Source organism: Moritella sp. PE36, assembly GCF_000170855.1.
Classification (GTDB): Bacteria; Pseudomonadota; Gammaproteobacteria; order Enterobacterales; family Moritellaceae; genus Moritella.
This window is the reverse complement of the sequence record NZ_ABCQ01000001.1, coordinates 293,374-312,720: the sequence shown is the minus strand read 5'-3', so window position 1 is coordinate 312,720 and position 19,347 is coordinate 293,374. Positions and strand designations below refer to the sequence as shown.

The following is a 19,347-nucleotide window of genomic DNA, read 5'->3' as shown; positions in this document are numbered from 1 at the left end:
TACATTATAATACTGGCAAGGACATATTTGTCTCTGCAGGTTGTAGATAAGTAATATTATTGTGTGTGGCATGATGTTGTTTATACCACAGACAAAATTTGTCGCTCGGTAACGGGCGGCTAAATAAATACCCCTGAAATTGATCACACTGCTGGGCTTGAAGCCATTTCATTTGTGATTCTTCCTCGACCCCTTCCGCTGTTACGGTAATATTTAACTCTCTTGCTAAGCTGATCACCGAGCGGGTGATAGCGGTTGTGGTTTTATCTAATTCAAGTTCATCAACAAATGATTTATCAATTTTTAGTTTATGAGCCGGCATATTTTTCAAATAAGACAACGAGCAATAACCCGTACCAAAATCATCGATAGCCAAGCGTACCCCGAGGTTAATCAACTCTTCTAACATATGCCCTGTGGTATGGTTTGATTCCAGTAGTGCGCTTTCTGTCACCTCAATTTCAAGTCGGTGTGCAGGGATATCATAGTAATCAATGTAATACTTTATTTTACTGATAAGCTGCGGATCATTAAATTGAATTGGCGATAAGTTTACTGCCATGAAGATATCGATACCTTGCGCACGCCATAGTGCGAGTTGCTGACAGGCTTTTTCTAATACCACTTCACCCAGTTGCCCTATGAGGTTATTTTTTTCGGCAAGCTCAATGAATTTAATTGGCATGATAAGCCCTTGTTCAGGGTGATGCCAACGCGCGAGGGCCTCTACCCCGAGTACTGCTTTGCTGTTTGCATCGACGACCGGTTGGTAATATAAGTCGATAGCTTTGTTATTAATGGCGTGTTTTAAATCGACGATTAAGCGTTTTTCAGCTTCGGCATGTGCTTCTAATACTGGGTCAAATAAGGTGTAATACTGTTCGGTATGTTTACGCGAACGTGATAAAGCCTGTTCGCTGCAAGTGAGTAACTGGTTGGTATCTTGTACTGTATTAGGGTAGTTTGCTGCGCCGATACATACCGCTAAATCAATGACGTGCCCTTGAATCGCTATTTGCCTATTGAGTTTATCTATTAATTTATTACACAGGTAATTAAGCTGATCCGGTGAGCTGGCTTTATTTGTCAGGATCGCAAAACGATCACCTTGGATACGCGCTAGAAACGCATCTTCAGGGACTATTTTTTTGATCTGTTCACCGACATGGATCAGCACTTGATCGCCAATCTCAGTACCATAATTACTATTAAGCTGGCCGAGTTTTTTGATATCAATAAGTAGTATGCCCCAATGCGAATCCTGGTCGATGTCTTCCAAGGATTGTAGGAAAGTCGGGCGGTTAAGTAATTTAGTCAGCTGGTCATGTTTGGTCAGTGTAGCAATTTTTTCTAACGTAGTGCGGCGTTCTTTAATGTCGCGAGAGATACTGACGGTACCGACTAATTCGTTATTTTGAATGACCGGATGTTTGTGTACATCAACATAGACTTGTCGGCCTGCTAATTCAAATTCCATTTTGTAGTTAGCACTTTTATAATTTGATTTTAGCTGGGTATCATAATCAATAGCGACTTTGGCAGTTGAAGCTGGCAGTATTTCTGCAATGGTTTTGCCAATAACATCGGCTTTTTTCTTTTTCGCTAACTTGAGTGCTGCGCGGTTACATTCAACAATACGACCTTCCATGTCTTTGTAAATAACAAAGTCGGGAAGGGCATCAAAGATCGAATTAAGTAATGCGGTTTTTTCTTGTAGCTTTTGTTCTGAGTTGAATTTGCTGGACACATCAATGGCAATTCCGAGTAAGCCAACTGTTTTACCGGCGCGATTTTTCAACGGGATCTTGGTGATCTCAAATTGTTGATGACCGTAAATGGTTTCTAGCGTCATGGCTTTAGCGATGACACTGCGACCGTGTATTAGCGCTTCTTGATCGCTTTGATAGAGTGCTTCGGTAGGCAGCTGCTTTTCTTTAAACGCGGGTTCAAGTTGAGCATCGGTTTTACCAATAATGAACTGTTCTGATGGTAAATCAAATAATGATAAACAATGTTTATTACAGCCAAGATATTGCCCATGAATATCTTTCCAAAAGATACCTATTGGCAGATGTTGAATTGCATTAATCAATATATGATTCAGATAATTCTTGCTACCCATAACCTATCACTCCATTCCTTGGTGTCGACATTCTATAGCTAAGCTGTTTTTTATAACGACAACTTACTGTTATTTACAAATATGTTACATCTTATCGCTCTGGATGGAAATATTTTTTCAAAAAATGGATGCGTAATTGTGATGTCTATTTAGTATTTACTCGAAACGAAAAGCAACTTATTAGAAGTGAGAAACAAAAAAAAGGGAAAACTGATTAATCAGTCTTCCCTTGTTGATAAGGTCGATTTTAACGATTAGATCGATTCAATTCGTGCTTTTTGTGCTTTAAATTTAGCAATGGTATTTTCAAATTCCGCTTGTTTCTCACGTTCTTTGGCGATAACAGCTTCTGGCGCTTTACCAACGAATTTTTCGTTGTTTAGTTTGCCTGCAACACGGTCTAAGTCTTTTTGCACTTTTTCCATTTGCTTGTTGATACGCGTAATTTCAGCATCTTTATCGATTAGACCAGCCATTGGAATTAAGATTTCCATGTTGCCTAATAGTGATGTTGCTGAGATTGGCGCTTCTTCATTTTCGCTAAGAATAGTGATTGCTTCTAGTTTTGCTAGTGAGCTAAGGAACTGTTGGTTTTCGTCGAGACGACGTTGCTCTTCAGTGCCTACATTTTTAAGCAAAATCGAGATTGGCTTGCTTGGGCTGATGTCCATTTCGCCGCGGATGTTACGGATAGCGATAATGAATTGTTTAACCCACTCAAGATCTTGCATTGATTGCGCATCAACTTTAGCCGCATCATGCTCAGGGAATGCCTGTAGCATGATCGTTGCGCCTTCTGTGTACTTACCAGCAAGTGGAGCTACACGCTGCCAAATCTCTTCAGTGATGAATGGCATGATAGGGTGCATTAAACGTTGTAACGCTTCTAGGATCGTTACTAATGTATAACGCGTCGCACGCAGTTGTGCTTCAGTCCCGTTGCCGAATACTGGCTTAGTTAATTCTAAGTACCAATCACAGAATTGATTCCAAGTGAACTCGTAAGCGATGTTAGCCGCAAGATCGAGACGGTAAGTATCAATCGCTTCACGGTATGTTTTGATGGTTTCTTGGAATTGACCTTGGATCCAACGATCAGCTAGGCTGAATTCCATGTCGCCGCCATTTTGGCCACAATCATGTTCTTCTGTGTTCATTAATACGTAGCGGCTGGCGTTCCATAGTTTATTACAGAAGTTACGGTAACCATCAAGACGTTTCATGTCCCAGTTAATGTCACGACCAGTCGATGCCATTGCTGCTAATGTGAAACGCAGTGCGTCAGTACCGTGTGCTTCGATACCGCCTTCAAATTCTTTACGCGTTGCTTTTTCAATTTTCTTCGCAAGTTTTGGCTGCATCATGTTGCCAGTACGTTTTTTTACTAGCGACTCAAGGTCGATACCGTCGATCATGTCGAGTGGATCAAGTACGTTACCTTTTGATTTTGACATTTTATCGCCAGCTTCATCACGTACTAAACCAGTCACATAAACTGTTTTGAATGGTACTTGTGGTTTGCCGTTTTCATCTTTGATGAAGTGCATGGTCATCATGATCATACGGGCAACCCAGAAGAAGATGATGTCGAAACCGGTTACCAGTACATCACTTGGGTGGAATACTTTAAGATCTTGCGTTTGCTGTGGCCAGCCTTGCGTTGAGAATGTCCAAAGCGCAGATGAGAACCAAGTATCAAGTACATCGTTGTCCTGACGTAATTCTACTTCAGGACCAAAGTTGTTTTCTGCACGCACTTCTGCTTCGTCACGACCAACGAATACATTACCTTCGTTATCATACCAAGCTGGAATACGATGTCCCCACCAAAGTTGACGCGAGATACACCAGTCTTGTACGTCGTTCATCCACGAGAAATACATGTTTTCGTATTGTTTTGGTACGAATTGGATCTCGCCGTCTTTTACTGCGTCAGTGGCTACTTTAGCCATTGGACCAACACTTACATACCATTGGTCTGTTAGTAGTGGCTCAATCACCACGCCACTGCGATCACCGTAAGGTACTTGCAGCGTATGTGGTTCAATTTTGTCTAATAAACCAAGTTCTTCAAATTTAGCCACGATTGCTTTACGTGCAGCAAAACGTTCCAGGCCTTGGTATTCAGCAGGGATCACGAAGGTTAGTTCGGTGTTTTCTGTGCCGTCTGAGTTGATGATCTCCGCTTCTTCACGGATATCTGCGTTTTCAGTTAGGATGTTGAACATCACTAGGTTGTGACGCTTACCAACTTCGTAATCGTTAAAGTCATGCGCTGGTGTGATCTTCACACAACCAGAACCTTTTTCCATATCCGCGTAATCATCAGCCACGATCTTGATGCGACGACCAACGATAGGCAGAATAATTTCTTTACCTACCAGCGCTGCATAGCGTTCGTCTTTCGGGTGTACTGCAACTGCAGAGTCACCTAGCATAGTTTCTGGACGTGTGGTTGCTACAATTATGTAATCTTTACCGTCTGCGGTTGTTGCGCCATCTGCTAGTGGGTAGCGGAAGTACCACATGCTGCCTTGTTTTTCTTTGCTCTCAACTTCAAGATCAGAAATGGCTGTGTGGAATTTTGGATCCCAGTTCACTAGGCGTTTGCCACGGTAAATCAGGTCTTCTTTAAATAAACGCACGAATACTTCTTTTACTGCTTCAGACAGACCGTCATCCATTGTAAAACGTTCACGATCCCAATCTACCGATGTGCCTAAACGACGCATTTGACGGGTAATGGTACCGCCTGATTCGTTTTTCCAGTCCCAGATCTTGTCGATGAACGCATCACGGCCATAATCGTGACGTGTTTTGTCTTCTTCAGCTGCGATCTTACGTTCAACAACCATTTGTGTCGCGATACCAGCGTGATCGGTACCCACTTGCCATAGTGTATTTAGACCTTGCATACGCTTGTAACGCGTTAGCGCATCCATGATCGTTTGTTGGAAGGCATGACCCATGTGCAGGCTACCAGTGACATTTGGCGGTGGGATCATGATGCTGTATGCATCTTTAGTTAGATCGCCGTTTGGCTTGAAGTAACCTTGCTCTTCCCAGTTCTGGTAAAGAGCTTGCTCAATGGCTTGGGGATTGTATATTTTTTCCATAGGTCTGCTTTCTAATTCTCAATGGTTGATTGATTATTCGGCGTTCACAGTTAACAGTTGTAACCCTGTTTGACGATAATGTTTGTAACGCTCACGAGCTTGTTGTTTTAAACCGTCTTGATGCGGTACAAAATCGATAATCTGATTAAAGTTGACTGCAAATTGCGGTGTCTGATCGTGCAGGTTGATAAGTACCTGATAACGATGGCGGGGTGGTTGAAAACCAATTTCAACGGGTGCGCCATTACGTGGACCTTCACCTTGTAAATTATGTGGTACAAAACTGCTCGCATCTAATTGCCAAAGGTATTCGTCAACCTGATTGGCTGCCGATTCATCGTTGGCGTGAATATAGACGCGTTGTCCTTGCTGATAAAACTCACCAGCCAGTTTACAGGCAAGTTCGTGATGCTGGGGCATGCTTGCCTCAACGCCATTCTTGGATTCTTGCATGATATAAAAAGTGACTTTTTTCATCGGTAGTTTTACGCCAAATTACGAACAGTTATAGTTTAAAACACAACTGCACATAATAACACAAAGCGGGGGCGGGAAAATACAGTTGTCGAGGTAATATCCGGATATACTTTGGTGGTTATTCTTTCGCAGAAACAAAAAAGGCCACCGCAGTGACCTTTTATATATTCAGAGTGATGAAACTAATTAAGCTTCGTCAGCTTGCTGCACTTCATTACGCTCTGTACGATTAAGTAAGAACTGTGTCAGCATAGGCACAGGGCGACCTGTTGAACCTTTGTTTTTACCACTTACCCAAGCAGTACCGGCGATGTCTAAATGCGCCCAGTTATACTTCTTCGTAAAGCGTGATAAGAAACAGGCCGCTGTGATTGCACCGCCTGCAGGACCACCGATGTTGGCTAAGTCAGCAAACGGACTTTCAATTTGTTCTTGGAAGTCATCGGTAATTGGTAAACGCCATGCTTTATCTGCGGCTTGATCAGACGCATTTAATAATTCATGTGCCAGAGGGTTATGTGTCGACATTAACCCTGTGATGTGACGACCAAGTGCGACAACACAAGCACCTGTTAAGGTTGCTACGTCAATTACCAGTTCTGGGTCAAAACGTTCAACATAGGTTAATACATCACATAACACTAAACGGCCTTCAGCATCGGTATTGAGTACTTCAACTGTTTGTCCCGACATGGTAGTGATAATGTCACCCGGACGGTAAGCGTTGCTACCTGGCATGTTTTCACAACCCGCTAGAATACCAATAACGTTAATTGGTAAGTCTAGTTTAGCCAGTGATTTCATAGTCCCAAGTACGCCTGCAGCACCACCCATGTCATATTTCATTTCGTCCATGCCTAAGCCTGGTTTCAATGAAATACCGCCTGAATCGAAGGTCAGACCTTTACCAATGAGTACGATTGGTTTTGCGTCAGGATTAGGGTTACCTTGGTAATGAATAATCGACATCTTCGCTTCATTTGCTGAACCTTGTGAAACCGCAAGGTAAGAGTCCATTTTTAATTCTTTCATTTCCGGCTCACCTAAGATCACTGTGGTGATCTTGTCACTTTCATCAGAAAGTTGGCGAGCTTGATTTGCCAGGTAAACGGGATTACAAATGTTTGGTGGCATGTTGGCTACGTCTTTACACAGACGCATACCACTTGCTACAGCGAGACCATGAGCAATGGCTTTTTCACTGGTTGGTAAATCGCGACGTGAAGTCACGTTGAATACCATTTTGCGTAATGGGCGACGCGTTTCTTCTTTATTACTTTTTAACTGATCGAAACGGTAGCGACTTTCGCGTGCTGTTTCAACGGCAAAACGGATCTTCCAGTAGGTATCACGGGCTTTTACATTTAGCTCTGGTAGGAAACAAACCGCTTCCATTGAACCAGTTTCGTTCAAGGTATTCATTGTCTTGGTGATAATTTGCTTGTACTGACGTTCATCTAATTCACGTTCTTTACCACAGCCAACTAATAATACACGTTCGCTTAGTACGTTTGGTACATGATGAAGCAACAATACTTGACCAGGTTTACCTTCGATATCACCGCGACGTAGTAGGGAACTTAAATAGCCATCACTGATCTTATCGAGTTGTTCTGCAGCAGGCGATAAACGACGTGGTTCAAATACTCCGACAACAACACAAGCACTGCGTTGCTTCTCAGGGCTACCACTTTTTACATTGAACTCCATGGACTCTCCGGTTTCCTAAAGACAAAATCAAATATTTATAACATAATAGGGGGTTATACGTATTTAGTTAATCAAAAACTAACATTTTCAGATAAAATGGGTGTGCAGTTAACTATTTATACTGCATTTGTAGCTGAGTTTACCTAATTATTCGCTGCATTTCATACAAAACATTAGTCTAATATAGGTTTTAAGTGATAATTTTCCGATATTTATTTGCTGAGACAGTGAAATCACAAGTCGCTGTGTTATTCATCTTATCACTTATCTTTGTGAGTCAGCAGTTTGTTGCGCTGCTCTCGAAGGTAATGACAGGTGCTTTACCTGCTAATTTAGTGATGGAGATGTTGCTGTATACCATGCCAGCGTTGGGTACATTAATTTTACCGGTGAGTTTGTTCATTGGTATTTTGTTTGCGCATGGGCGATTGTATGCCGAAAGTGAGATGGTGATCTTAACGGCCTGTGGTTATACCCCAAGCCGGATACTGATGTCGTCGTTATTATTATCTTCTGTGACGATAGGTCTGGTGGCTTTTAACGCGTTTATCTATGCCCCAACTGCTGAAGAAGGCCGGGTGCAATTATTAGAAAATGTCGATGCGGATGTCGGTTTAGCGACACTGAAACAAGGGCGCTTTGAGTCGCTAGATGGTGGCCTCGCGGTGGTCTATGTTGAGTCTTATGATAGTGATAAATCGCTGCGTAAAATATTTATTGCTAAATCACCTTCGCAGGAGGGAGAGCGTCCTTCTATTGTGTTAGCAGATAAAGGTAACGTTGAGTCTGACGACAACGGCTCACAATGGTTGAAGCTAAGCCAGGGTCTGCGTTATGAAGGTGAATTATCACAACGTGATTTCCGTATTGTTGATTTCAGTGAGTACCGGGTATTTATTCAGGAGCAAGACGTCAGTGAACGTGGCCGTAAAACCAAGGCACTGCCAACCTCAGAATTATGGAATTCGAATGAGTTTGAACACAAGGTTGAGCTGCAATGGCGTATCGCCCAAGTTGTCGCGATCCCATTGCTGACGTTATTAGTGGTGCCACTGGCGATGGTTAATCCCAGGCAGGGGCGTTATGCGAAATTATTCCCCGCGTTATTAATGTTTTTAACTTACTTTATGTTATTAAGTGCCGCTCGTTCTGCCATTTTAGATGAAAAATTACCGTTAGTATTCGGTTTCTGGATCGTGCATCTCGGGGTGCTGATTTTAGCTATTTGGTTTAATTTAGCTAATTACTCTTGGTATCATCGTCTAGTACATAAGATGAAAGTTCGTTTTTCTCGAGGTAACCGCAGTGATTAAAATTTTAGATATCTATATTGGTAAGGCTATTTTATTTGCCACTATGATCTGTTTATTTACCTTGGTTGGTTTATCGGCAGTGATCAAATATGTCGAACAATTAAGAGCCGTCGGCCGTGGCACCTATGGTTTACTCGAAGCGTTAATGTATGTGATGCTGAAAATGCCACGCGAAATTACGATCTTTTTCCCGATGGCGGCTTTATTAGGGGCGTTAATTGGTTTGGGGGCCCTGGCGAGTTCGTCTGAATTAGTGGTTATTCAAGCGGCGGGTCAGTCGCGTTTTAAAATTGTGTTATCTACAATGAAGACTGCGATCCCGATGATGATTATTGTGATGCTAATGGGTGAATATGTTGCCCCTTATACAGAGCAGAAAGCGGCGCAATTACGTGGTGAAGCAACCTCTGGTCAATCGATTATTCGGGCGCAAAAAGGGGTCTGGGCAAAGGATAAAGAAAACTTTATTAATATAGGTAAAGTGAATAATGGCAGTGAATTACATGATGTAACGATTTATGAATTTGCTGGCAATCAGCGTTTAGTTAAAACCACACAAGCGCGACGTGCAACTTATACAGGCAAGTATTGGCAGTTAACCGACCTGCGGATCACCCATTTTGAGCGTGATAGTATTTCGGTGACAGAACAGGCTACGCAGCGTTGGGATTCAACTCTGACACCGGAAAAATTAGATGTGGTGACGATTGACCCGGAAGATTTATCCATATCAGGTTTGTATTCTTATATTACTTATTTAGACAGTAATAAGCAGGATGCAGGCAGTTATGAGTTAGCCTTCTGGCGTAAAATTTTCCAGCCGTTATCGATCGGTGTGATGGTATTGTTGGCGCTGTCTTTTGTATTTGGACCACTGCGAACGGTGACCATGGGCGCGCGTATTTTGATGGGGGTGGTTGCTGGTTTTACTTTCTATCTTGCCAGTGAAACCTTTGGCCCGATTAGCTTAGTGTACTCGCTACCGCCGTTTCTTGGGGCGGTGGTCCCCAGTGCCATCTTCACCTTGATTGCGATTGTGCAGTTAAGGAAACATGGTTAACGTGGGTATTTTTCGATACTGAAGATACATTGTCGGAAAATAGCGATAAAAAATGGCAACCAATTGGTTGCCATTTTTGTGTCGGTTTATCGGCTTAGCGTTAGGCACTAAGCACAGTTAAATCGATTATTTTTTCTGTTTTAGCTTGTCGGCATAACGCAGTAACGAACCGTTTTGTTCTTTGCTTAAACGTAATACATTACAGTTCGACCAGTGATCTTGAAAGGCGCGATTTTTCATGTCAAACGGCACTTGTAAGTTACCCAACCCACAGGCTGCTGTAGCAAGACGGATAAGTGCTTGCGTTAAGCTGATTGCACTGCCATCGGCATTTTGTACGCGTAAACGCCAAGCTCGCATACCAACAGTTTGACCACCGTGAGTCCAGAACCACAAATAGAAGCTACATACCGAGCCCCATACCAGCAGTGCAAACCAAATTTGGTTGCCTGCATACGCCGCAGTATCAACATAACGACCGGCAATATCGACAATACCTGATGCAATTAATGCTTCAGCAATACCAAGTCCGACGGCACCAGCGACAGCCGCGATACCAATAACAATCAATGCATCATAGACAAGAGCACCAATACGCGGGCCAAAAGTGGCTATTGATGCGGTTTCGCCTGCTTCGGTTGTCGGTGTGTGTTTTGGTTTTCTAAGTTTGTTTTTCTTCGCCATTATGAATCCAGCCATGTCTTCAGGGTTATCTCGAAAGTGGCAACAGTGTAGCAAAAAAAGATGTCCTTGGTAGTGCTAAATAGTCGGACTTGCTGGATATCAATGGGCTGGTGATAAGAGGGGATGTACGGCTAATTAGCTTGTAGCTTCGTGGTTAGGTCTGGATGTTATGATTAAAAACAGCACTTTGCTTTAATTTTGAACAGTTGTTTTTAGGATAGTGAGAAACGCCTTGCTTGGCATCGTTTGCTATGTATAATGTTGACCTATGCCCGAGTGGTGAAATCGGTAGACGCGGTGGATTCAAAATCCTCTTCCGAAAGGAGTGGCGGTTCAAGTCCGCCCTCGGGCACCATATTTAAGTAATAGAGCCTCAACGAAAGTTGGGGCTTTGTTGTATCTAGCACAATCAAAAGCTTACCTCATTTTTCCTTACGTTATATCCCTTAAAAATATTCTCTAATAAACTCACGTTATTACTCTTAGATAATTTGCTCCTGTCCATATCCGGTACTTTCGCATGCAGAATCTGTGCGCAAGGCAATCTCATTAGATCCAACACCGTCCTGTACTTTGAAGATTGTTAGTTTTACTGGTGGTTGTCAGTGGCAGTATTAGCATGGGATTAGGTTGAGTGGAATTCCGGTCTTTACGGTCCGCGTCCTGTCCTTTGGAATTGGTATGCGTAATTCGGGGGGGTTATTGCTGGTGAAGGTCTTTGCGTTATTTTTTCGTAATGAACTAATGCGGGAAGTGCCTATGCCATATAGGTTTGTGGCATGTGTGTCATAAGCGCGTAGGGGATAGATAACAAGCACACGCACTATCAGTATACCTCATTATCATTAAATCTATCTGTGATGATCTAGGTAGTTCTGTGCTGATTATGATACAAATTTTCTATAGGTGCTTATGCGTATTAACTATTGCCTGTTAAATTACCGCCATATTTATATTAGATTGTTTGATTTAGAATAATAGTGAAACACTTTACCATTCAAAGCTGTACTTTTTACCTTGTTGGTTTCTAATTAAGCTAGTAGAGTCAATGGCATATGGTTTATTGTTAAAAATATATCCAGAACCAAATGATTAAATAATAGTTTCGTACTCTCTATTTTTAGAAGTTAACTGAAGTTGAAAGTTAAGCCTATATTTTTCAATGCATTAACCTGCATTTTTAATGGCTTATCTGACTGGCAGAGTGAGCAGGTACAGTAATATAATGCTACATACGTTAAGGGTACTCGATGGATTTAGCTGAATTTACAAAGTGGACGAAATTTGAAGATGTGAAAGCTCTCGCTGAGAGTACTTCGTCTGGAGTTTATGTGCTTTCTAGGTACAAAAAAAGTCCAAATGGCCCGCTAAACTTCACATCAAAAAATATTGTATACATAGGTGAAACAACTAAACAGAGTATCCGAACCCGTTTAAATCAATTTGGTACATCTGCTTTCAAAAGGAAAAATGGCCATAGTGGTGGCTGGACATATTCAGAGCAATTTCTAGGTAGCACAATAAGTGAAGTTGTGCCTAGTGATATATATGTATCTTTTCTTCCGATAGATATAAATCGGTACGATGGTGCCGCCTACATCAAGTTTGTTGAAAGGCTCCTTATATTGAGATATGTCCAAAAAAATAAGAAAAATCCAGCTTGTAACAAATCATAGGTCTCAAATGTAACAAGTTAATGTTGCATCGCCACTTCGTTACTGGACACGCTATCGCTCGCCGTGAATTGCGGTGTTAACTGGCCGAATAATCAGGAAAATATTTAATAAATGGAATCAGTCTTTATTAGTTACTCAACGGATGCTAGTAAAAAAGCAAAGTCGGTGTCAAATTACCTTTCCAAACTAGGTGTTAATTCTTTTGTCTTTGAAAAAAACCTAGAGCGTGAAGTTGGCAATCATCAAGCTCAAATAAGAAATGAAATTTCGAATAGCAATAGCATTATTCTTATTTTATCAGTAAGAAGTAAAGACTCCCCTTGGGTTTCTCATGAACTAGGTATTGCATTAGGTTTAAATAAACAAATTTATGTATTTAAGACTTCTCACAATATGACCTTACCTAATTATATTGATACGTTAAATTTGAGAGTTTTGAATAAATTAGATGAATTAGATAATTACTACAAAAAAATAGGGAAATAATAAATGACTAAAAAACGCGTTTTCATAAGCTTCGACATAGATAATGATTTAGGTACTAAGACTATGCTAGTAGGGCAGTCAGATTTCCCTGATAGTCCATTTCAATTTAAAGATAACTCTGTAAAAGCTCATTTAGACGGTGACTGGAAAGAGAAAGTTCGTAGACGAATGGATAATGTAGATGTAGTGATTGTTCTGTGCGGTACAAAAACTCATACAGCCACTGGTGTTGCAGCTGAGCTAAAAATTGCAAAAGAAAAAGGGAAAGCCTATTTTTTGCTGTGGGCATATGCAGATAAAAAGTGTACTAAGCCAACATCTGCATCAAGTTCAGATAAAATTTATGAATGGAAGTGGGATACACTTAAAAAATTGATAAATGGTGCTCGCTAGTATGGAGCCAGAAGAGATAAATAGTAAGCTATACGCAAGTGGCAATATAGATGCTTATGATGCAACTAACAGTTATAACGCTCATTTATTAGAACAATATAAAATTTACTTAACTTCAGCCGAAAATATTAGTAATAGAAGGCAGACTGCAAATTCTTTTTTCGTTACGGTTAATACAGCACTTATATCATTAATTAGTTACTTAAATTTAGGTGTCGCAACCTCATCGAAGCTTTACTGGGTAATATCCCTAGCTGGTATTGCGATTTCATATATGTGGTATAGGCTTGTTCGGTCGTATAAGGATTTAAATAGCGCAAAATTTAAGGTCATTCATGAAATTGAAAAAAGTCTTCCTATTAGCCCATATGATGCTGAATGGGAAGCTGTAGGTCGGGGGGGCGATCCTAAATTGTATTTACCGTTTACCCACATAGAAATCTATGTACCTTGGGTTTTCGTTTTATTGCATTTTATCGTTTTTGTCATAAGTAGCTATCCAAAAGTTTCTTCGTGGCTATTTTGTGTTGCTAGTTAAGACGTTGCTCAAACAGACGTGAATAGCTGACTGTTACTTGCTCCACGCTAATTTTAGCCAACTATTTCACAGCGCTTAGCAGGCGTATACCTCTAGATTTAGCTGTTATTAAAAGTAGGAATATATGGGAAAACCAATCTTTTTAAGTTATCCAAAACCTTACAATGCGGAGCAGGAGACATTTGTATCCACTTTATCGGCATATCTCAAAGACCAAGGTTATGAACCTAGAACCCTAGGTGTTACTGATTATGATATGGATGCTCCACTGAAAGCGATTAGACGGTTAATGCTTGAATCAAATGGATTAATCACAATCGCATTTAGACGAGCTCATGTGATTGAGGGGGTTAGTAAACCTGGGACGTCAGAGGAGTGCACCCTGAATGATAATTGGTTAACTAGTCCATATAGTCATATTGAACCTGCTATGGCATTTCAAATTGGATTGCCAGTACTTATTTTTCGAGAAAATGGTGTAATTAGTGATGGTATTTTAGAGCAGGGCGTTTTAGGTACTTATATGCCAGTCTTTAATCTTGAATCCTCGTCAACAGATTATCTCCAGTCTCATGAATTTGGGCAGATAATCCGTAAATGGGGGGCTCAAGTAGAGCGTGTTGTGGAAAACAAAGGTAATCCACCTCAATTGTACTAAAGGTATAAATAAAAATAGGTGTCGCGCAGCCGACATCTTATTCAAGTTCTGAATAAGCTCAATTCTTTATTAGTGCCATTACCATGCGCTTTTCGACTAGGCCGTTCGGGTAATATCGATACACTCAATGGCTCTTTTCATTAACGTATCTAACCCATCTTCAAAAACATATTAATACCTTGTATCCCTAATCAATGAGATATTAATATGTCTATCAATACACCAGATAATACCAATTCCATCATCACCACTGGGCGCTTTCATGATATTAACCAAGCTAGAAAGGTAGCTCGTAAATATAAAGGGTTGATTACTGATAGTACAGACCCTATATAGCTAACTTTTTTTTACTAAAAACAATTCTGCTAATGAAAAATTAAGTAATTTTGTTGCAATGAAATTATTTTTGGGTCAATATGGTTCTAAATAAAGATGTAGAACCAAAATGAACCAAAAACTCAAGGTGGTAATGATATGAGCAAGAAACTATCGATTAAAGACAGAATAGCAATCCTTTTTTCTGGTGTACCTTCTACACCAGCGCTAACAGAGAAAGAACTTGAACAACCGGCTCGCGGTATCACGATTAGATTTATGCCTGATGTTAGAAACTTTCTTGATCATCAAGCAGACCATGTTGGCTGCTCTATTCAGGATTTAGTGTCTATGACTATGACATCTGTAATGAAAGCTACCGAAAATCCAATGGCATCAGAGTTAGAGTTGATGTGCTCGCGTTTTCGACAGTTATTTCAAATGCACGAAATCAACACATTTGATATCCCTAATATGATCAAATCAGGAAATTTGACGCCCTCACAATTGATGGATGATAAAGCTTTATTAGACGCATTGAGCAGTGACATAGTAAATGAAGTTTCCGACATGTTTAATATAAGTGTTGGTTGGGTGAAAGGAGCTGATGAATATTTGTTTAATTATGGCGGGCATGGAACTGTTTATAAAAGTGTAGATAGCATTGCTTACCGTTTAGCTAGATATAGGATAAATGGAGAAAGACCACGGGTATTCTTTGTACTCGATACTGAATCAAAAAATGTAGAAAAGCAGATGTCTGATGCGAATGCTAGTGGCGATAATAGCAGCGATGAGCTTAGAATAGGGGTTGTTATTGCGCGCACTAAAACCGTAGGAACTCAAACGTTTACTGTTTATGACGTGCTCGATTCACAACGTTGGAATTATCCGCGCTGTCGGATTCATCTGAAGTTACTCATGTTATTCTGTGAGAAAACGGGAACTACATTTGATGGTATTAGTTTGAAGTCACAAGATTATTCTAATTTGTTCAGAGGTGTGATACCCGCTGTTAAAATTATAAGTGGTGTTAAGAATATCTGGTACCCCGATCAACTGTTATGGAATGATAAAGAAAGAAATCCGGAGTTTGAAGAGCTTGAGACGATCAAATCTTCATATGCTACGAACGATTATGAGTCTAGTATGAGCCATGTTGGAGTTCATGAAAAGGCAATTAAGGAATCGTTTAAATTGAAGAATATAGATGCTTATATGAGTGGTAATTATACAGAAGAACTTCAAGATTAAGAGTTCAGCCCCTGTCCTGAAGCTTGTGTAATTGTCTATCACTAAGCGTATCTAACCCATCTTCAAGAACATATTAATACCTTGTATCCCCAATTAACGAGGTATTAATATGACCAGCAATAACCCCACTATCACCACCAAAAAATTCAAATTTACCAATACTAATCTAAAATCCCTACCATCCAATCAAGTAAATTCATCATCAACAGAACTCGAAGTATCCGATACAGAAATCATTGGCCTTAAATGTCTATCCGGTAAAACAGGTAATAAACGTTTTCTACTACGTTATAAATTTAACGGACGTAAATGTAGTATCACCATAGGGCGCTTTCCAGATATTGATATTAACCAAGCTCGAAAGGTAGCCAGAAAGTATAAAGGTATGATCGCTGATGGTGTTGACCCTAAAGCTGAACGTGATAATCAAGTTGATTACCCAACGGTTAAGTCATTCTTCTACGATACCTACTTACCACTGGCAAAGCGTCGTAAGAAAACATGGGGTATTGATGAAAAGCGATTCCGTAAGCATTGCTCCTCGATTTCCAACATTAAATATAATGAGCTAACAGTTAGCCATGTAATGAAGCTCCACTTAACCCTGAGCGAAACCAAGTACAAAGGTGAATATTATGCACCAGCAACCTGTAACCGTGTATTAGCCTTATTAAAAACCATGGGTAAATTAGCGCACTCAATGTTAGATGTTGATAATGTGGCGGATAGAGTTTCATTATTGCCCGAAAATAATGCTAGAACTCGGTATTGTGATATTGACGAGACTAAGCGCATTATCAAAGTGGCCAGAGCCTATCCAAAACCCAGCATTGGCAACTTCATTGCATTGCTACATCTAATCGGCTGTCGTGAAGGTGAGCTACGTTTCAGAGTCCACAGTGATATTAACTTCGAAAAGCGCACCCTGACTATCCCTCGGACCAAGAACGGTACTTATCACATCATTTATCTCTCCGACCTCATGATAGAGATCCTGCAATCAATCCCTAAAATATCGGGCAATAATTTCGTATTCCCAGCGCCACATAAAAAGGGCAAGCCAATCGGTGCGCCTCGTTACTCATTCGATATAATTAAGCAGATGGCTGGGATAGAAAATCCTGATGAAGTATTGCTGCATACGGCAAGACATTCGGTAGCGAGTAACCTGATCTCTAACGGTGTTGATATTAGCTCAGTTCAGAAGTTGCTTAATCACAAGGACATATCTAGCACCTTACGTTATGCAAAATTAAGTGAAGGTAAACAACGAGAAACTGCATCAATGATATCGAGCATGGTTGAGGAGTTATAGCGTAATAAAACAAGGCTGATACATATATAAATATCATGATTATTGATTGTTAACCTATGGAGAATACAACCAATGAAAGTGATTAAGAACTTCAACCTTGTTAATGAGCTAGCCCTACCAGAACAGGTTAAAACAGCATTGAATAATGAATTAATTAGCCCGTTTGATGGTTGCTTAGATACAACTGCTGACTTCTGGTCTGAATACGATACCTTTCTCATACTGCTAGAAGAAAGTGATGTTGATAGTTCATTACTTGATGCTGATGAAGATATTCAATATTTCATTCAGCGAGTGATAGATAACCCTGAGTTTGTCTTGTTATTGAATGATGATACTTGTCCCTATCTACTGGCTTTATCAGTTATTACCGATGCAGGTGGTGGCTGTTATTTATTAGCACCTTTAACGTCTAAAACAACTACCGTCACTGTATTAAGCAAGATACTTTAACCTGCAATGACTACCGATACCACAAATCTAAATTAAACCTAATCTAGCCATCATTATTAAAGGATTTTCTATGAGCCGTAAAACTAACAACACCAATAAAACAGCCGATATAAAAGTTGAAGATAACAATGTTGATACTACTGTTATCGTTGATGAAACTGTCACTGATAACACATCAGTTGAATTAACCAATGAGCAAGTAAGTGATATAGCTACGGATACACCAACGGATAAAGTTGTTGAAGATAAGCCAGCTAATGATAAGCAATCTGAACCTGAGAAACATGACCATTTCAGTAATATTGTATTATCAGGCAAAGGTAAGAAACTAAGCCCTAAAACAACTAACCATGTTTTCTTTGATATCGCAGAGCATGATGAAGAAGGTGAGTTATATATCAGACTTAGCGGTAATGAAGGTGGTGGGTTACATTCTAAAGAATGGATTAACCTAACTACATTGATTGCAATCCTGGATGAACAAGTTGATAAGCCTTTTAAAAGTACCGCACTTAAACCTGCCTTTAAAGGTGCTAGCTCAAATAACGCTGGGTTCCTTGCTGGCGTGTTACGCAGTGATGATATTGGTTTGATTGTTCAATCAGGTACTAGCGTATTTCTTCATGTATTAGCCGATGATTACGAGCAGAAGAAAGCCAAGTTGTTAGCATTAACTTAATCCACGCTGCTAATTCACCCCTTACATACCTAAGAACCTCACTAAACCTAACCCTACAAACTTACTAACGGAGCTCATTATGAAGCTGAACTTTGATTCGGATAGCTTACTCGTGCCTGTAACACAAGACCTGATGAACTTACTTGCCAAGGTAGCCCAAGAACAAGAAATACCAACAGGCACAAACACGATTGTGTTTAACTTTAGAGATAGCACTTACAGCAATAAAAAAGGTGGTTATCATCCTGTTGAAATAAGCATTACCTGCAATGGTGGATTGTGGCAATTTGATTACATCACCTCGTTCAGCTACCAAGGTTATCCATATCCTGAATTGGCTAAAGAAATTGATTTTGATATGAGCAATGGCACTGGGCTGGTGTACCCATTACCAATGCGTGCTTTACATGAAGTTATGGATTTTTACCCAACGTGGGAGATGAACTTTATTGATTATCAAGATTCTGGTGCATTTGATGAAGTTAAACTCAGTACGTTTTAGCCAATGTGGAATAGGCTGTAATTAGGTTTTAGCTGTGCTGCGTAAAGGTCAGGAAAAAGTCGAGTTATGGACAGGAGGGGAGCTAACAACTTGGCTGCTTTAAATCGGCAGTACCCATCGCGTCTTACGCAGTAAGGTGTGATGGGTATTGCCATATTATCTTATGAATTTTTAGCAAAGGATACTTAATCCTTTTACAGAAAACGGCTGTTTAGGTTGGTAATGATCGATGCTTAATGAAGTGAAAATACCATCAAAAATAATCACCCCATTGCACGATAGGCAATGGGGTGGGTGACTCTATTTAATGTAATTGGGGTAATTAAATATTAAAAATCTGGATAGTAATTTACTGATGAAAATATAATATATACCCCTATATTGAACCCTGTAGAAGCTAGGATATTATTATTAATATGTTAGTTACGTTGGGGGGAACTTAGCTCATTTTGAATCTTTCGATAGACAGCATGGAACTCGACACTTGCTGAAATACATCTAAACCTTAAGCGACATCATTGATTTATTTTTTTGGCAAACGTAGCAACAACATCTCTGCTAAATACATCGTAATATCAGCGTGTCATCGTCATCCC

Annotated in this window: 17 protein-coding genes and 1 tRNA gene; 13 read left to right on the top strand and 5 right to left on the bottom strand. The window is 40.3% G+C overall.

Going from position 1 to position 19,347, the window contains the following annotated elements:
- Positions 1-4: 4 nt before the first annotated feature.
- The 4 genes from PE36_RS01425 to pepA all read right to left on the bottom strand — a co-directional run bounded on the left by PE36_RS01425 (position 5) and on the right by pepA (position 7,425).
- The gene (locus PE36_RS01425) at positions 5-2,122 is read right to left on the bottom strand and encodes a GGDEF domain-containing phosphodiesterase (protein WP_006030147.1); all 2,118 of its coding nucleotides are present in this window, start codon (positions 2,120-2,122) and stop codon (positions 5-7) included.
- A gap of 254 nt (positions 2,123-2,376) precedes the next feature.
- Positions 2,377-5,238: a valine--tRNA ligase gene (locus PE36_RS01420; protein WP_006030146.1), complete on the bottom strand. Its 2,862-nt coding sequence runs from the start codon at positions 5,236-5,238 to the stop codon at positions 2,377-2,379.
- A 33-nt stretch (positions 5,239-5,271) separates the two neighbouring features.
- On the bottom strand, positions 5,272-5,715 hold the full coding sequence (locus PE36_RS01415; RefSeq protein ID WP_006030145.1) for a DNA polymerase III subunit chi: 444 nt from the start codon (positions 5,713-5,715) through the stop codon (positions 5,272-5,274).
- A gap of 186 nt (positions 5,716-5,901) precedes the next feature.
- Positions 5,902-7,425, bottom strand: a complete 1,524-nt coding sequence (pepA, locus tag PE36_RS01410; protein ID WP_006030144.1) for a leucyl aminopeptidase — start codon at positions 7,423-7,425, stop codon at positions 5,902-5,904.
- Between the two features lie 194 nt (positions 7,426-7,619).
- Between pepA and lptF the strand changes: the two genes are divergently transcribed.
- Positions 7,620-8,738: an LPS export ABC transporter permease LptF gene (gene lptF, locus PE36_RS01405; RefSeq protein WP_043993584.1), complete on the top strand. Its 1,119-nt coding sequence runs from the start codon at positions 7,620-7,622 to the stop codon at positions 8,736-8,738.
- On the top strand, positions 8,731-9,798 hold the full coding sequence (gene lptG, locus PE36_RS01400) for an LPS export ABC transporter permease LptG (protein WP_006030142.1): 1,068 nt from the start codon (positions 8,731-8,733) through the stop codon (positions 9,796-9,798). Before lptF ends, lptG begins: the two co-directional genes overlap by 8 nt.
- A gap of 126 nt (positions 9,799-9,924) precedes the next feature.
- On the opposite strand, the gene PE36_RS01395 is transcribed toward lptG, so the two are convergent.
- A complete protein-coding gene (locus PE36_RS01395) occupies positions 9,925-10,482 on the bottom strand; it encodes an RDD family protein (RefSeq protein ID WP_006030141.1) in 558 nt (185 codons plus the stop codon).
- Positions 10,483-10,752: 270 nt separating this feature from the next.
- Here PE36_RS01395 and PE36_RS01390 point away from each other — a divergent pair.
- From PE36_RS01390 to PE36_RS01340, 11 genes are all read left to right on the top strand, one after another.
- Positions 10,753-10,837, top strand: a tRNA-Leu gene (locus PE36_RS01390).
- Between the two features lie 895 nt (positions 10,838-11,732).
- Positions 11,733-12,158, top strand: coding sequence for a hypothetical protein (locus tag PE36_RS01385; RefSeq protein WP_006030140.1), 426 nt, complete (start codon positions 11,733-11,735; stop codon positions 12,156-12,158).
- A gap of 111 nt (positions 12,159-12,269) precedes the next feature.
- Positions 12,270-12,644 carry a toll/interleukin-1 receptor domain-containing protein gene (locus PE36_RS01380; protein WP_006030139.1) on the top strand — a complete coding sequence of 125 codons (375 nt, stop codon included), beginning with the start codon at positions 12,270-12,272 and terminating at the stop codon, positions 12,642-12,644.
- A 3-nt stretch (positions 12,645-12,647) separates the two neighbouring features.
- Entirely contained in the window at positions 12,648-13,037 is a 390-nt protein-coding gene (locus PE36_RS01375) for a TIR domain-containing protein (RefSeq protein ID WP_006030138.1), read from the top strand.
- Position 13,038: 1 nt separating this feature from the next.
- Positions 13,039-13,575 (top strand): hypothetical protein, encoded by a 537-nt coding sequence (locus PE36_RS01370; protein WP_157517731.1) that lies wholly within the window; start codon positions 13,039-13,041, stop codon positions 13,573-13,575.
- Between the two features lie 124 nt (positions 13,576-13,699).
- On the top strand, positions 13,700-14,233 hold the full coding sequence (locus PE36_RS01365; RefSeq protein ID WP_006030136.1) for a hypothetical protein: 534 nt from the start codon (positions 13,700-13,702) through the stop codon (positions 14,231-14,233).
- Positions 14,234-14,707: 474 nt separating this feature from the next.
- Positions 14,708-15,802, top strand: a complete 1,095-nt coding sequence (locus PE36_RS01360) for a hypothetical protein (protein ID WP_006030135.1) — start codon at positions 14,708-14,710, stop codon at positions 15,800-15,802.
- Positions 15,803-15,911: 109 nt separating this feature from the next.
- Positions 15,912-17,117 (top strand): site-specific integrase, encoded by a 1,206-nt coding sequence (locus tag PE36_RS01355; RefSeq protein WP_006030134.1) that lies wholly within the window; start codon positions 15,912-15,914, stop codon positions 17,115-17,117.
- Between the two features lie 72 nt (positions 17,118-17,189).
- Positions 17,190-17,570, top strand: coding sequence for a hypothetical protein (locus tag PE36_RS01350; protein WP_006030133.1), 381 nt, complete (start codon positions 17,190-17,192; stop codon positions 17,568-17,570).
- Positions 17,571-17,640: 70 nt separating this feature from the next.
- Positions 17,641-18,249: a hypothetical protein gene (locus tag PE36_RS01345; protein WP_006030132.1), complete on the top strand. Its 609-nt coding sequence runs from the start codon at positions 17,641-17,643 to the stop codon at positions 18,247-18,249.
- A gap of 79 nt (positions 18,250-18,328) precedes the next feature.
- Positions 18,329-18,751 carry a DUF2787 family protein gene (locus PE36_RS01340; protein ID WP_006030131.1) on the top strand — a complete coding sequence of 141 codons (423 nt, stop codon included), beginning with the start codon at positions 18,329-18,331 and terminating at the stop codon, positions 18,749-18,751.
- The last annotated feature ends 596 nt before the right edge of the window (positions 18,752-19,347 follow it).